The following is a 14,792-nucleotide window of genomic DNA, read 5'->3' as shown; positions in this document are numbered from 1 at the left end:
GCATACCGCCGTCGCACCTCAACGCCGCGCCACGCGAACACCTGAACGCCTAAACGCCGCGAAACACCGGCGCGCGCCGCTCCGCAAACGCACGCAGCCCTTCGTCGAAATCCGCGCCTTCGCACGCGTGCCGGCGCAGCTCTGCGATCCGCTCGAACGCATCGACCGGCAACGGCCGTGCGTCCTGCAGCACGCGAAACTGCTCCTTCACGGCGTGCACCGCGAGCGGCGCCTTCGCGGCGATCGTGCGCGCGACGTCGAGCGCCGCATCGTCGACGCCGCCCGCTTCGGCCAGCCGGTTCACGAGCCCGTGATGCGCGGCGCGCTCCGCATCGAGCGGCTGCGCGCAGAAGAACATTTCCTTCAGCACGTGGATCGGCAGGTTGTCGTAGAAGCGCAGCAGGCCGCTCGTCGAATACGGCAGGCCGATGTTCGCGGGCGTCATCGCGAAGCGCGCGTCGCGCGCCGCGACGACCAGGTCGCAGCTCATCACGAGATCGACCGCCCCGCCCCATGCCGATCCCGCCACCGCCGCGATCACCGCCCCCGGATAGGTCCGCACGCGCCGCAGCGCCCGTTCGAGCGGCTTGCCGTATGCGAGCGGATCGCGGTCGTCGGCCAGTTCGCGCAGGTCGTGCCCCGCGCTCCACACGTCGCCGCTGCCGTCGTTCGACAGGATCACGACGGGAGGTGGCCCCAGCTCGGCAAGCGCATCGAGGCGCGCGACGAGCGCATCGAGCAACGGTGCATCGAGCGCGTGCCGCCGCGCCGGATTCGCGAACCGCACGCGCGCGATCCGCTCGCCGATCATGTCGACCGTCACGCGCGATGCGCTTTCGTGTTTCGTCGCATCGGTCATTGCACGGCCTCCGCCATCGCTTCCGCCTGGAAGATCGCACGCCCGGCCAACAGTGCGTCGATCGCGTCGTCGCCGTAGCCCGCTTCGCGCAGCACGTCGACCGTATGCTCGCCGAGCAGCGGCGGCGCATGGCGCGTGCGCGGCGCGGGCACTTCGTCGCCCATCCCGCCGAGCGGCGTGACGACCTGGTGCAGTGTCCCGAGCGTCGGATGCGCGACCGGTTCGACCAGCCCGCAGTATGCGAGCTGCGGATCGTCGAACACTTCGTCGAGCGTATTGATCGGCCCGGCCGGCAGCCCGGCCTCGACGAAACGCTGCGTCCATTCGCGCTTGCCGCGCGTGCGCAGCCGGCTTTCGAGCAGCGCCTTCAGCGCGTCGCGGTGCTCGACGCGCGCATCGTTGGTCGCGAAGCGCGGATCGTTCGGCAACTCGGGCAGATCCATCAACCGGCACAGCCGCAGCCACATGTCGGTCGTGATCGGCGCGAGGTTGAGCGGCCCGTCGGCCGTCTCGAACACGCCGTACGGCGCGATCACCGCATGCGCGTTGCCGGTACGGCGCGGCACGTCGCCAAGGCTCAGGTAGCGTTGCCCGTGCACGCTCAGCAGCGCGACGAGGCTTTCGAGCAGCGACGTGCCGACATGCTGCCCGCGCCCCGTGCGCTCGCGCTCGAACAGCGCGGCCGTCACGCCGGTCGCGACCCACATCCCCGAGCTGAGATCGCCGATCGCGGTGCCGGTGCGGGTCGGCTCGCCGTCCGGAAAGCCGGTGAGGCTCATCAGCCCCGCATAGCCCTGCGCGATCTGGTCGAAGCCCGGCCAGTCGCGCAACGGGCCGCGCGGGCCGAACGCGGTGACGCTGCCCATCACGAGCCGCGGATCGCGCGCGCTGAGTGCGGCGTAGCCGAGCCCCATCGCGTCCATCGTGCCGGCCTTGAAATTCTCGATCACGACGTCAGCCTGCGCGATCAGCCGCCGCACGACGTCGAGGCCGGCCGGCTGCCGGAAATCCACGCAGACGCCGCGCTTGTTGCGGTTGCAGGACAGGTAGTACGTGCTCACGCCGCGATCGAACGGCCCCCACGCGCGGCTCATGTCGCCGTTCGGCCCCGACTCGACCTTGATCACGTCGGCGCCGAGATCGGCGAGCACCATCGAGCAGAACGGCCCCGACAGCGCGCGACTCAGATCGACGACCCTGATTCCTTGTAATGCCTGCATTCCGGACTCCTGATATTGATGACTGGATGTTGCGTGCTTCCGTGCGATCGCGGCGCGCCGCTCATTCGGGCAGCGTCTGGTGGCGCGTTTCGACCGCGAACGGCAGGATCAGGATGCCGAGCACGAAGGCGGCCGCGGTCCACGCGACCGGCACGCCGAGCGAACCGTAGCCGTGAATCGCGGCGCCGAGCAGGAAGTTCACGCCCGCGCCGATGAAGCGGCCAACCGACGCGTTGAACGCGAACGCGGTCGCCCGCACGCGCGTCGGATACTGCTCGGGCAGCCACAGCGAGAAGATCGCGAAGTTGCCGCCGAAGAAACCGAGGAACGCGAGCGACACCATGAACGCCGTGAGCCCGTTCGGCTGGTAGAACGCCCAGCCGAACGCGAACACGATCGCACCGGCCATGCCCGTGAAATACACGCCGAGCGCCGCGCGGCGGCCGAGCCGCTCCGACAGCCACGGCGCGACCAGGCAGCCGGCGATCGTCGCGCACGACAGGATCGCCGCGCCGACCGATGCAAGCCGCATTGCGCCGATGTGATCGATGCCCGCGCGCGCCGCCAGCGTACTGACCGCGCTCGCCTCGTAGACCGAGCCGGCCCACAGCCCGACGATCGCGACGCCGACGAGGCTCGCGCTCGTCAGCGTGCGACGCAGGAACGCCGGCGCGAAGATCTCGCGCAGCGGATGCGCGCGCCGTGCGTCGGCCACGTCGCCGTCGCGCGCGTCGTGCCGACGCCACTGCCCCGGCTCCTTCACGCGCATCACGGTGAACACCGCGAGCAGCGCGGGAGCCAGCCCGCACAGGAACATCGCGCGCCAGCCGTAGGTCGCACCGATCGTGTAGTTCAGGCAGGCCGCGATGAAGAAGCCGAAGTAGTAGCCCGTCTGCAGGTAGCCGGCGCCCATCTTGCGGCGGTCCTCCGGCCAGCTCTCGGCGACGTAGGTGCCCGCGAGCGCCCATTCGCCGCCGACGCCGATCCCGGCAATCAGCCGGCACGCGGCCAGCGCCCAGACGTCGTGCACGAACGCGGCCGCGCCGGTGAACACCGAATAGATCAGGATGCTCGCGGCGAGCGTGCGCACGCGGCCGAAGCGGTCGGCGAGCGGCCCCCAGACGAACGACAGCCCCCAGCCGATCAGGAACAGCGCGAACAGGATCGAGCCGTACATCCCGAGATTCGCGGGCGTTGCCGCGATGCCGGATGCCGGCAGCAATTCGGTCAGTGCGGGAATCAGCACGAGCGCGTAGATCACCGAATCCACGCCGTCGAGCACCCAGCCCGCGTACACGGCCCAGAAGCCCTTGACCTGCTCGCGCGTGAGCGGCGTGCGCCGCGGCTTCGCGCCGGCCGCCGGCGCGTCGATCGCCTTGAACATCTTCGTCTCCTTGCCGGCGGGGCCGGCGCTGTTGCCGCGTCCGGTCCGGGATGGCCGGCAGGCTGGCTCTTTTGTGAGACGAGTATAGAAATACCTTCGATCGCCGAAAAATATGATATTCATCTTGATCGATCGGATTGGCTTATGGCTTGAATCGGGAGACGACGGCGATGGACTTGAGACAGTTGCGCTATTTCGTGAAGGTCGTCGAATGCGGCAACGTCACGCATGCGAGCGAGGCGCTGCATGTCGCGCAGCCCGCGGTGAGCCAGCAGATGCGCAATCTCGAACAGGATCTCGGGATGCAGCTGCTCGAACGGAGCGTGCGCGGCGTCGCGCCGACAGCCGCCGGCCGCACGCTTTACCAGCATGCGCTCGAACTGCTGCGCCAGGCCGACGGCACGCGCGAGCTGCTGCGCCGCGACGCCGATACGCCGCAGGGCCGCGTGACGGTCGGCATGCCGTCGAGCACCGCGCGCGTGCTGGCGATTCCGCTCGCACGCGCGGTGCGCGACCGCTATCCGGGCATCATGCTGGAGCTGATCGAGGCGCCGAGCGCCGATCTCGACACGCTGCTCGAGCGTGCGCGGCTCGATCTCGCGATCGTCGTCGACGCGGTCGACACGCGCGGCATCGCGATCCACCGGCTGCTGACGGAAACGCTGTACCTGATCACGTGGCCCGGGTTTCCGGTGCCGGACGATCCCGTGCCGCTCGATACGATCGCGCGGATGCCGCTCGTGCTGCCGAGCGCGCCGAACACGATCCGCAACCGCGTCGACTGGGCGATGCGCGAGGCCGGGCTGTCGTACGAGATCAGCTTCGAGGCGAGCTCGACCGGGCTGCTGTTCGCGGCCGTGATGGCGCAGCTCGGCGTGACGATCCTGCCGTGGACGGCCGCGCACGTCGAAATCGAGGAACGCAAGCTCAAGCTGTCGACGGTCGCGCACCGGCTGTTCGCGCGCGACCTGTCGCTGTGCTGGCACGATACGGCGCTCGTCAGCAACGCGGTGCAGAAGGTGAAGGCCGAGATCGTGCGGCTGTTCGACATGCTCGGGCGGCGGACGGAGTGGGCGGCCGGCGATGTCGGCCGCGCGTGACCGGCGCGGCGCGGGCGCGTGCCGCGCGTGGTTCGCTTGCGTGGCGCGTGCTCGATTTCGTCGTCGCGGTGATGATGCTCGGCTTCGCGGTGCGTTTCGCGCTCGATGCGCTTCAGGCGTCAGCGGCCCGATAGCTTGCGAAACGCTTTGTGCGCGTCGGCATGCAGTTCGAAGCCGATGCCGGGTGCTTGCATTACGCGTGCGTAGCCGGCGTCGACGGTTTCGCCATCGGCCAGTCCGCTAAACGGATGGAACGCGAACGGATTGACTTCCGCGCCGCCGAGCCCGAGCGCCGCAACGACGTGCAGCGAAAACAGGTGGCCGCCGTGCGGCCAGAACGCGTCGCGCCGCCAGCCGCGCGACACGAAGTGGTCGACGATCTGCAGATAGCCCGGCAGCCCGTAGCAATGCACCGGATCGAACACGAGCACGTCGCGGTCGTTGCGCAGGCCGCCGTAGCGGTCGAGCAGCATCGCTTCCGCGAGCGAGAACAGCGCTTCGCCGGCCGCGATCGGCGGTGAGTATCGCGCGGCAAGCTCCGCCTGGAGCGGTAGGTCGAGCGGGTCGCAGATGTCCTCGAACCACCAGAGGTCGAACGGCGCGAGCATCGTCGCGGCGGCTTGCACGGTCGTCGCGTCGTATGTGTTCATTGCATCGACCGCGAGATGCGAGCTGTCGACGAGCTGGGCAGCGGCGGCTTCGATGCGTCGTCGGTCCTGATCGAGATCCGCGCCGCCGATCTTGATCTTCGCGTGCGTGTAGCCGAGATCGGCAATGCGGCGCATCTCGTCCGACAGGCGCACGAGATCGTCATGCGGATAGCGGTAGCCGCCGCCCGCGTACACGCGCACGCGTGGCGCTGCCGTGCGTGCGAGCCGGTCGGCGAGAAAGCGATGAAGCGGCAGGTTGGCGATTTTCGCGGCGGCGTCCCAGATCGCCATGTCGAGCGTGCCGACCGCGACGCATCGTTCGCCGTGTCCGCCGGGTTTTTCGCCAGCCATCATCGCGCGCCATGCGCGGAACGGGTCGAGGTTGGTGCCGGCTTCGTCGGCGAGCGTGTCGGCGGCAGCCAGCAGGCGCGGCGCGAACCGCTCGCGGATCAGGCCGCCCTGCGCGAAACGGCCGACCGATGCGTAGCCGTAGCCCGTCACGGGGCAGCCGTCGCGCACGACATCGGTGACGACCGCGACGACACTCGTCGTCAGGCCGCCGGAGGGAATGGACGGGTCGGCATAACGAGAGACGGGGATCGGTTGCTCGCGGACGGCGGTGATGCGCATGGTCGGGTTCCGGTGGACGTCCGGCGCATGCGGATGGTTCTCACGCGCTGTCGCTGGAACGGTGGGCGGACTGCTGCATCATAGGCGCTGGCGCGGCCGGTTGCAGGCGTTCGTTACCGGTGTCGGCGATCGCGCCGCCGCGGCTGTACGGTCGCCGAGAAGTCGGCCTAGGTCACGGCGAAGATGCCGCGGACCGATATCGCGAACACGGCAGCCGTTCAACCGGTCAGAATCGTCCCGTTGCCATTTCGGTGTGGTTGCGTGTCGAATCACGTGTTCTGCGAGCGTCGTCTTGTTTTAAATGTGTACGGGCCCATGCAACATGCAAGGGCCGCGATGACAGAGGCCGCGAACCGGGAAGGTATCCGGACGACGACGATATGCGTGGTCGAATCTACAAACCCGCTCAGGCGAAGACGAAGTACTTGCGCACCGTCTCCACCACTTCCCAGGTCCCTTTCATGCCGGGTTCGATCACGAACACATCGCCGGCTTTCAGGTGCACCGACTCCTCGCCTTCCGGCGTGATGATGCAGTAGCCGTCGAGGAAATGACAGAACTCCCATTTCTCGTAGTTCACCTCGAACTTGCCCGGGGTGCAGATCCAGGTGCCCATGATCTTGCTGCCGTCCTTGGAGACGTAAGCGTTGAGGTTCACGGTGTGCGGATCGCCGCCGATGCGCTTCCACTTGGTCGCGTCAAGGACCGGAGTCGGGCAGGTTTCGCGCAAAACGGTGATGAAATCGGACATGTCAGCTCCAAACGATCGGATAAGTGATCCGTCACGTTAGTTCGGAAGCGCTACCGGGGCTTGCGTGCTTCCGACACCGACTCGTCTATTTTCGACACCGACTCGGCTGCAAGCGCGCTGCCAGTTCGTTGCCCCTGGCTCGGGCGGAATGGCCCCAGATTTACGGATTGAACCAATCGAGCAAATTGCGTTGACGGACCGTTTTTTGGCCGATCTTTGACGACCATTCTCGGCGATGCCACCGCCCCACGATCCAGCCATGCCAGTTTCGCTGCCACCGCCCCAAACCACCCGCTTGCCATCCCCACGCCAAACCCTGTACAATCCGCCGTTCTGCGGGCGTCGTATAATGGCCATTACCTCAGCTTCCCAAGCTGATGACGTGGGTTCGATTCCCATCGCCCGCTCCACTTTCCGGCTGCATCGCAGCCTGCGCAAAAGCCGCCTCGTCGAAGGCGGCTTTTTTGTACCATGTGCCGGTTCCCCGGCGCACTGCTGCGCGCAACGGGCCCTCGCCCGCAACAAAGCCTTTCTCTGTACCGATGATGCACGACGATCCGAACGAAGCCGGCCTGCCGCCGCACGACGACGCCATTCCCGACGGCGCCGACGAAGTCAACCCGCTGCACCACCGCCGCATCCGCAGCTTCGTCACGCGCGCCGGCCGCGTGTCGACCGGCCAGCGCCGCGCGCTCGACGAACTCGGCCCGCGCTTCGTCGTCCCGTATGCGCCGGAAATGCCCGACTGGAACGCGGTGTTCGGCCGCAGCGCGCCGCGCATCCTCGAGATCGGCTTCGGAATGGGCGCATCGACCGCGGAAATCGCCGCGAACCGCCCCGGCGACGACTTCCTCGGCGTCGAAGTGCACGAGCCGGGCGTCGGTGCGCTGCTGAAGCTGATCGGCGAGCAGAACCTGCCGAACATCCGCATCATCCAGCACGACGCGGTCGAAGTGCTCGAGCACATGCTCGCGCCGGAAAGCCTCGACGGCGTGCACATCTTCTTCCCCGATCCGTGGCACAAGGCGCGCCACCACAAGCGCCGGCTGATCCAGCCGCCGCTCGTCGCGCATCTCGCGTCGCGCCTGAAGCCAGGTGCGTACATTCACTGCGCGACCGACTGGCAGAACTATGCGGAACAGATGCTGGAAGTGCTCGGCGCGGAACCGACACTCGAAAACACGGCCGCCGACTACGCGCCGCGCCCCGACTACCGCCCGGTGACGAAGTTCGAACGGCGCGGGCTGCGGCTCGGTCACGGCGTGTGGGACCTGGTGTTCCGCAAGCGCGCAGGCTGAGCCATTCCGCAGAGGCGGCGCACGTCGCGCCGCCCCGGACGACAAAACGGCCCGACCGGCATCTGCCGATCGGGCCGTTTGCTTATGGAAACACGCCGGACACCGGCGCCCGCATCACGCCCAGTTCAACCAGCCGCTGTACCCGACCAGCAGCACGAACAGCCCGAACGCGATCCGGTACCACGCGAACACCGTGAAATCGTGCGTCGCGACGTAACGCAGCAGCCAGCGCACGCACACGAACGCGCTGACGAACGCGGCGACCAGCCCGAGTGCGAACAGGCCGAGCGAATCGACGGTGAACGCCTGCCAGTCCTTGACGGTTTCATAGAGCGTCGCGCCGAAGATGATCGGAATCGCGAGGAAGAACGAGAATTCGGTGGCGACACGCCGGTCGAGGCCGAACAGCATCCCGCCGATGATCGTCGAGCCCGACCGCGACATGCCGGGAATCAACGCGAAGCACTGCGCGATGCCGACCTTCAGCGCATCGAGCGGCGTCAATGCATCGACCGACATCACGCGCGGCGGCTCGCCGCGCTCGCGCTGCCGCGCCTCGGCCCACAGGATGATCGCACCGCCCACGACGAGCGCGAACGCGACGGGCACCGGCGAGAACAGCACGGCCTTGATCTTCTTCTCGAACAGGAGGCCGAGCGCGATCGCGGGAATCGTCGCGATCACGACGTTCAGCGTGAAGCGCCGCGCGTCGGGCCGGCTCGGCAGCCCGGACACGATCGATGCGATCCGTTGCCGGTACTCCCAGCAAACCGCGAGGATCGCGCCGAACTGGATCACGACGTCGAAGGTTTTCGCGTGCGAATCATTGAAATTCAGGAAGCTGCCCGCGACGATCAGGTGACCGGTGCTCGACACCGGCAGGAATTCCGTCAGCCCCTCGACGACGCCGAGGATCAATGCCTTGCAGATCAGGATCCAGTCCATCCGTGGCCCAACTCCGAAATGGTCGAAAGGAAGGGCCAGGTTGCCGCGCGGCCCGCTCGGCCGCGCGGCTCGACGTCATTTTTCGACGATCGCCACGCGTATGCCGTTTGTAAGAATCGTAATTGTACCGGGTTCGTAGTTCACCCCGGCAAATTGCAGCTGTTCGGGCTTGAACGTGTAGATCGGATAGTTGGTCAGCACCTGCGTCGCGAGCAGGCCGGCGGCAGCGCCGACCTGTTGCCCGTACATCTGCGCGTCGCCGTCGAGCACGAGGCTGTCGACGGACGGCGCCTTCAGCACGACCGAGCGGCTCGGCGCGTCGTACGCGAGCTGGCCCGACACGGTGAACTTGCCGCTGACGGGCGCGCGCAGGAACGGGCTCGCGAAATTCGCGTCGAGTTGCACGGCGACGCGGTTCTGGTCGGGCAGCAGGTTGACGGCCGGGTTCGCGAGCGACACGTCGACGACCTGCGCGACCGTCTTCTGGTACGGGAACTTGCGCGCGACGGCTTTCTGCACGTCGCCGCGCGAGAACGTGTAGTGATCGGGGATGAACGGGAATGTCGACGCGCACGCGGCGAGCGACAGCGTCACGCCGATGGCGCCGACGGTTGCGGCGAGAAAACGGCGCCGGCCGGGCGCGCGAGGTGCGGTCATGCTTGAACAATCTCCTGTATCCGGCGCAGCGGCGATCGGGCTGTCGGCGCTGCGCCCATGCCGGGCAATCGACCGGAGTTAGTGTTTCAACCCGCGCCGCGGGTTCCATGCGTCGTATTCGCGTCGAACGCGGCCGGCAATCCGCTACCGCCCCATGCCGCCACGCGGCGCCGGCTGCGTCGCGACCTCGAGGCGCGTAAGCCACGCGAGCGCGTCGCTGCGCGATGCGCCGCACATGTCGGCGGACGGCTGCAGCCCTGAGCAGCACGCGGGACGCTCGGGCAGGCCGAAGATCCGGCAGCGCAGGTCGTCGCCTAGCTGCACGCAGCGCACGCCGGCCGGCTTGCCGTCGGGCATGCCCGGAATGGGGCTGGAAATCGACGGCGCGATGCAGCACGCGCCGCAACCCTCGCGGCACGCATGCGGCGGCGGGACATCGGCGGGCGCCGGGCGGACAGGCATTTCGACGGACACTCGGCTCTCTCGAACGAACAACAAAAAACGGTGCGACAACCGGACGCGGTGTCCGGCAGCCCACCTCGCATTGTGCCATCGCCGGCTGCGACGTTATTACGCAATGCAGCCGAATCGCGCGTTTATATACTCGAAAGCATCTGAAAAGTGAAAAGCGCGAGACCATCATGAGCTCCGGTTCTGCCGACATAATGTTCCGTCCCGATTTGCTCACGAAATACGGCGCGAACGGGCCGCGCTATACGTCGTACCCCACCGCGCTGCAGTTTCGCGACGATTTCGACCCGGCCGACTACGTGCGCGCGGCCCGCGACCCCGGCGCGTCGTCGAGCGAGCTGTCGCTGTATTTCCACATCCCGTTCTGCAACACCGCGTGCTTCTACTGCGGCTGCAACAAGATCGCGACCAACAACCGCCGCCGCGCGCGCCCGTATCTCGACCAGCTCAAGCGCGAGATGGCGCTGCAGGCCGCGCTGTTCGATCCGTCGCGCCCGGTCACGCAACTGCACTGGGGCGGCGGCACGCCGACCTTTCTTTCCGACGACGAAACGGCCGAGCTGATGGCGGCCACCCGCGAGCACTTCGCGCTCGCGCCGGACGCGGACGCCGAGTTCTCGATCGAGATCGACCCGCGCACGGTCACGCCCGCGACGCTCGTGCACCTGCGCACGATCGGCTTCAACCGGTTGAGCCTCGGCGTGCAGGATTTCGATCCGGTCGTGCAGCAGGCGATCAACCGCATCCAGCCGCTCGCGATGACGGCCGACCTGCTCGCCGCCGCGCGCGCGACGGGCTTCCATTCGGTCAGCGTCGACCTGATCTACGGGCTGCCGCACCAGACGGTCGCCGTGTTCGCGCGCACGCTCGAGACGATCATCGAACTCGCGCCCGACCGGCTGTCGGTGTTCGGCTACGCGCACATGCCGCACCTGTTCAAGATGCAGCGGCAGATCGACGATGCGACGCTGCCGCCGCCCGAAACGCGCATCGCGCTGCTCGGCCTCGCGATCGACATGCTGACGTCGGCCGGCTACGTGTACATCGGGATGGACCACTTCGCGCGGCCGTCCGACGAGCTCGTGCAAGCACAACGGAACGGCACGCTGCAGCGCAACTTCCAGGGCTACAGCACGCGCGCGGATACCGACCTCGTCGGCTTCGGCGTGTCGTCGATCGGCAAGGTCGGCGACGTGTACGCGCAGAACGCGAAGGACCTGCCCGCGTACGGCGCCGCGCTCGACGCGGGCCGGCTGCCGATCGTGCGCGGCGTGCGGCTCACGCCCGACGACCGGCTGCGCCGCGACGTGATCACGCAACTGATGTGCAACCTCGAACTGCCGTTCTCGCATGTCGAGGCCGCGCACGGCATCCGCTTCGCCGATCATTTCGCGCGCGAGCTCGACGCGCTGCGCCCGTTCGAACGCGACGGGCTGCTGACGATCGCGCGCGACCGACTGACGATCCATCCGGCCGGCCGGATGGTCGTGCGCAACATCGCGATGGCGTTCGACGCGTATCTCGGCCAGACGTCTCAACAGCGCTATTCGCGCACGGTCTAGCGCCGGCGCCAAACCGGCGGCCGCACGCGGGCGTGGCGCCGGTTTGCTACAGTGTGAGGCTTCCGCTCCGCCAGAACCCCGCACGATGCGCACCACCAAAGCGACCCACGCGGTCGAACGCCTGAAGACCCGCTCCGGCAACCCGCAATTCGCGGCCGTCGCGATGGCGGGCGGCCTGTTCTATCTCGTCGACCGCTCGGGCGGCACCGCCGAGAAGCGCTGCGAGCCGCTGCCGCTCGACGCGTTCGTCAAATTCGTCGACGAATTCGGCCCCCAAAAGCCGCGCAAGGCGAGCAAGCTCGACCTCGCATTCGAGGCGCAGATCAAGAAGAGCAAAGGGTAAAGGTCTGTTGCAGGCTGCCTGAAGGCTTGACCGCCGCCCTGTTTGGTACAATCGCGTGGTTTATCTACCCCCGCTGATGGCCGACCAGGCTGCGTGACCACACCATGAATATCGAAAACGCGCGTTTCAACATGATCGAACAGCAGATCCGGCCGTGGGACGTGCTGGATCTGGACGTCCTGGGCCTGCTGTCGATCGTCAAGCGTGAAAACTACGTTCAGCCCGAATACCGCGATCTCGCGTTCGCCGATCTCGAACTGCCGCTGCCCGGCGGCCGCAGCAAGATGCTGTTCCCGCGCGTCGAAGCGCGCGTGCTGCAGGAGCTGACGGTCAAGAAGCACGAAAACGTGCTGCTGATCGGCGCGGGCTCGGGCTACCTGGCCGCATTGTTCGCGCATCGCGCGCAGCACGTGACGGCTGTCGAGATCGATCCGGCGATCGCGAAGTTCGCGGAAGACAACCTTCGCAACGACGGCGTGACCAACGCGGAAGTCGTGCTCGGCGACGGTTCGCGCGGCTGGGCCGGCAAGGCGCCGTACGACGTGATCTGCGTCGCGGGCGGCCTGCCCGTCGTGCCGCAGGAAATGCTCGAACAGCTGAAGGTCGGCGGCCGCCTGTCGGCGTTCGTCGGCGGCCGTCCGGTGATGAAGGCGCAGATCATCACGCGCATCGACGACAAGCAGTACCGCGTCGCCGACGTGTTCGAAACCTACATCGACCACCTCGTCAACGCGATCGAGCCGTCGCGCTTCAAGTTCTGAGCGGCGGAGCCTCCATGCAGATCCTGACGCCCGCAATGCTCGCGGAATGGCTCGGCGATACGGCGCGCCCCGCGCCGGTCGTGCTCGACGTGCGCGAGCCGTGGGAAATCGCGACCGCGCAGATCGCCGGCAGCGTGTCGATCCCGATGCAGCAGATTCCCGCGCGCAGCGAAGAACTCGACGACGAAGCGGAAATCGTCTGCGTGTGCCATCACGGGATGCGCAGCGCGCAGGTCGCGATGTTCCTCGAATCGCGCGGCTTCACGAAGCTGTACAACCTGCAAGGCGGGATCGACGCGTGGTCGCGCGACGTCGATCCGTCCGTGCCGCGTTACTGATCTCTCCGGCGGCGCATCGCGCGCCGCCATACGGTGACCGGCGCCGCGCCGGCCACACGATCCGCCGAACGGGCGCGCACTGCGCGCCCGTTTCGCTTTCCCGCCCTACTCCGTTTCCTTCAGCGCATCGGCGACGATCGCGAACAGCCCGGCAATCTGCGCGTCGTCGATGACGAGCGGCGGCGAGAACGCGGGGATGTCACCCGCATAGCGGATCGTCGCGCCGTTCCGGCAGCGCGAGCAGGCACCGTAACGGTGAAGCGCGTCCGTGCACCATTTGCGCCCGCGAATCTGCACCGCAACGGACCATTGATGCCGCACGAAGCGTCATGCGCACCGCGCGTTCGCCCACACCGGCACGTCCGGCGTGCATGCATGCGGACTGGCACATGCCTTGCGTTATCCGATGGCAGGCGCCGCCACGGCGCACGCATATCCAACACGTCAAGGGGAACCCGATGAAACGTCGCAGTCTGTTGAAGTTCGGTTCGATGGCCGGCGCGCTCGCGCTGGCGGGCAAGAGCCCGTTCGCGCATGCGGCCGATGCGGGCACCGGCCCGATCAAGGTCGGCATCCTGCACTCGCTGTCGGGCACGATGGCGATCTCGGAGACGTCGCTGAAGGACACCGCGCTGATGACGATCGCCGACATCAACAAGAGCGGCGGCGTGATGGGCCGCAAGCTCGAGCCCGTGGTGGTCGATCCCGCGTCGAACTGGCCGCTGTTCGCCGAGAAGGCGCGCCAGCTGCTCACGCAGGACAAGGTCGCGTGCGTGTTCGGCTGCTGGACCTCGGTGTCGCGCAAGTCCGTGCTGCCGGTGTTCGAGGAACTGAACGGGCTGCTCTACTACCCGGTGCAGTACGAAGGCGAGGAAATGTCGCGCAACGTGTTCTACACGGGCGCCGCGCCGAACCAGCAGGCGATTCCGGCCGTCGAGTACCTGATGAGCGCGGAAGGCGGCGGCGCGAAGCGCTTCTTCCTGCTCGGCACCGACTACGTGTATCCGCGCACGACCAACAAGATCCTGCGCGCGTTCCTGAAATCGAAGGGCGTGAAGGACGCCGATATTCAGGAAGTCTACACGCCGTTCGGCCACAGCGATTACCAGACCATCGTCGCGAACATCAAGACCTTCTCGCAGGGCGGCAAGACGACCGTGATCTCGACGATCAACGGCGACTCGAACGTGCCGTTCTACAAGGAGCTCGGCAACCAGGGCATCAAGGCGACCGACGTGCCGGTCGTCGCGTTCTCGGTCGGCGAGGAGGAACTGCGCGGGATCGACACGAAGCCGCTCGTCGGCCATCTCGCCGCGTGGAACTACTTCATGTCGGTGAAGAACCCGACCAACACGAAGTTCAAGGACCAGTTCGCCGCATGGGTGAAGGCGAACAACCTGCCGGGCGGCGCGAAGCGCGTGACCAACGACCCGATGGAAGCGACCTACGTGGGCATCCACATGTGGAAGCAGGCCGTCGAGAAGGCGAAGAGCACCGACGTCGACAAGGTGCGCGTCGCGATGATCGGCCAGACCGTCGCCGCACCGTCGGGCTTCACGCTCGCGATGGACGGCAACCATCACCTGCACAAGCCGGTGATGATCGGCGAGATCCGCGGCGACGGGCAATTCAACGTCGTATGGAAGACGAAGACCGCGGTGCGCGCGCAGCCGTGGAGCCCGTTCATCGCAGGCAACCAGGGCAAGCCGGACATCGTCTCGTCGATCCCCGCGTTCCTGCGCCGGCAGCGCGCGGCGCTGGCCTGACGCGGTGCGGCGCGTCGCGCATCGGCGTGACGTGCCGCTCGCATGCCGGTGCCGAGG

General features: G+C 67.4%; 15 protein-coding genes, 1 tRNA gene and 1 pseudogene. 8 read left to right on the top strand and 9 right to left on the bottom strand.

The features are described from left to right. Positions 1–49 precede the first annotated feature (49 nt). The 3 genes from scpB to FPJ27_RS23405 form a co-directional block, all read right to left on the bottom strand. Entirely contained in the window at positions 50–859 is an 810-nt protein-coding gene (scpB, locus tag FPJ27_RS23415; RefSeq protein WP_204425943.1) for a methylmalonyl-CoA decarboxylase, read from the bottom strand. Further along, positions 856–2,079 (bottom strand): CoA transferase, encoded by a 1,224-nt coding sequence (locus FPJ27_RS23410; protein ID WP_204425942.1) that lies wholly within the window; start codon positions 2,077–2,079, stop codon positions 856–858. Before FPJ27_RS23410 ends, scpB begins: the two co-directional genes overlap by 4 nt. Positions 2,080–2,140: 61 nt before the next feature. Continuing rightward, positions 2,141–3,463: an MFS transporter gene (locus tag FPJ27_RS23405; RefSeq protein ID WP_204425941.1), complete on the bottom strand. Its 1,323-nt coding sequence runs from the start codon at positions 3,461–3,463 to the stop codon at positions 2,141–2,143. A 170-nt stretch (positions 3,464–3,633) separates the two neighbouring features. Between FPJ27_RS23405 and FPJ27_RS23400 the strand changes: the two genes are divergently transcribed. Beyond that, complete coding sequence (locus tag FPJ27_RS23400) at positions 3,634–4,563, top strand: LysR substrate-binding domain-containing protein (protein ID WP_204425940.1); 930 nt, start codon at positions 3,634–3,636, stop codon at positions 4,561–4,563. Positions 4,564–4,682: 119 nt separating this feature from the next. Here FPJ27_RS23400 and FPJ27_RS23395 read toward each other — a convergent pair whose 3' ends face one another. Then, a complete protein-coding gene (locus FPJ27_RS23395) occupies positions 4,683–5,843 on the bottom strand; it encodes an enolase C-terminal domain-like protein (RefSeq protein WP_204425939.1) in 1,161 nt (386 codons plus the stop codon). Positions 5,844–6,249: 406 nt separating this feature from the next. Continuing rightward, positions 6,250–6,594 (bottom strand): cupin domain-containing protein, encoded by a 345-nt coding sequence (locus tag FPJ27_RS23390; protein ID WP_047900015.1) that lies wholly within the window; start codon positions 6,592–6,594, stop codon positions 6,250–6,252. 335 nt (positions 6,595–6,929) lie between these two features. Here FPJ27_RS23390 and FPJ27_RS23385 point away from each other — a divergent pair. Next, positions 6,930–7,004 (top strand) — tRNA-Gly (locus tag FPJ27_RS23385). A gap of 132 nt (positions 7,005–7,136) precedes the next feature. Continuing rightward, entirely contained in the window at positions 7,137–7,892 is a 756-nt protein-coding gene (trmB, locus tag FPJ27_RS23380) for a tRNA (guanosine(46)-N7)-methyltransferase TrmB (protein ID WP_204425938.1), read from the top strand. Positions 7,893–8,006: 114 nt separating this feature from the next. Here the strand turns inward: trmB and FPJ27_RS23375 are convergent, their stop codons facing one another. From FPJ27_RS23375 to FPJ27_RS23365, 3 genes are all read right to left on the bottom strand, one after another. After that, a complete protein-coding gene (locus tag FPJ27_RS23375) occupies positions 8,007–8,837 on the bottom strand; it encodes an undecaprenyl-diphosphate phosphatase (protein ID WP_034182924.1) in 831 nt (276 codons plus the stop codon). Between the two features lie 75 nt (positions 8,838–8,912). Then, positions 8,913–9,494 carry a DUF1439 domain-containing protein gene (locus FPJ27_RS23370; protein WP_072436149.1) on the bottom strand — a complete coding sequence of 194 codons (582 nt, stop codon included), beginning with the start codon at positions 9,492–9,494 and terminating at the stop codon, positions 8,913–8,915. A gap of 144 nt (positions 9,495–9,638) precedes the next feature. After that, positions 9,639–9,956, bottom strand: a complete 318-nt coding sequence (locus tag FPJ27_RS23365; RefSeq protein WP_072436150.1) for a YkgJ family cysteine cluster protein — start codon at positions 9,954–9,956, stop codon at positions 9,639–9,641. 179 nt (positions 9,957–10,135) lie between these two features. Between FPJ27_RS23365 and hemN the strand changes: the two genes are divergently transcribed. The 4 genes from hemN (at position 10,136) to FPJ27_RS23345 (ending at position 12,969) form a co-directional block, all read left to right on the top strand. Continuing rightward, a complete protein-coding gene (gene hemN / locus FPJ27_RS23360) occupies positions 10,136–11,527 on the top strand; it encodes an oxygen-independent coproporphyrinogen III oxidase (RefSeq protein WP_204425937.1) in 1,392 nt (463 codons plus the stop codon). Positions 11,528–11,612: 85 nt separating this feature from the next. After that, on the top strand, positions 11,613–11,870 hold the full coding sequence (locus tag FPJ27_RS23355) for a hypothetical protein (RefSeq protein WP_175962587.1): 258 nt from the start codon (positions 11,613–11,615) through the stop codon (positions 11,868–11,870). A gap of 104 nt (positions 11,871–11,974) precedes the next feature. Then, positions 11,975–12,631, top strand: a complete 657-nt coding sequence (locus tag FPJ27_RS23350) for a protein-L-isoaspartate O-methyltransferase (protein WP_072436152.1) — start codon at positions 11,975–11,977, stop codon at positions 12,629–12,631. Positions 12,632–12,645: 14 nt separating this feature from the next. Further along, the gene (locus tag FPJ27_RS23345) at positions 12,646–12,969 is read left to right on the top strand and encodes a rhodanese-like domain-containing protein (RefSeq protein ID WP_006488544.1); all 324 of its coding nucleotides are present in this window, start codon (positions 12,646–12,648) and stop codon (positions 12,967–12,969) included. A 105-nt stretch (positions 12,970–13,074) separates the two neighbouring features. Here FPJ27_RS23345 and FPJ27_RS23340 read toward each other — a convergent pair. Continuing rightward, a pseudogene (locus FPJ27_RS23340) lies at positions 13,075–13,194 on the bottom strand (beta 1,6 glucan synthase); the annotation flags it as partial. A gap of 233 nt (positions 13,195–13,427) precedes the next feature. Between FPJ27_RS23340 and urtA the strand changes: the two are divergent. Next, on the top strand, positions 13,428–14,735 hold the full coding sequence (gene urtA / locus FPJ27_RS23335; RefSeq protein ID WP_034182917.1) for an urea ABC transporter substrate-binding protein: 1,308 nt from the start codon (positions 13,428–13,430) through the stop codon (positions 14,733–14,735). Positions 14,736–14,792: the final 57 nt, after the last annotated feature.

The organism is Burkholderia sp. MS455, from assembly GCF_016899445.1.
GTDB classification, from domain to species: domain Bacteria; phylum Pseudomonadota; class Gammaproteobacteria; order Burkholderiales; family Burkholderiaceae; genus Burkholderia; species Burkholderia pyrrocinia_C.
This window is presented reverse-complemented; position numbering and strand designations above follow the sequence as displayed.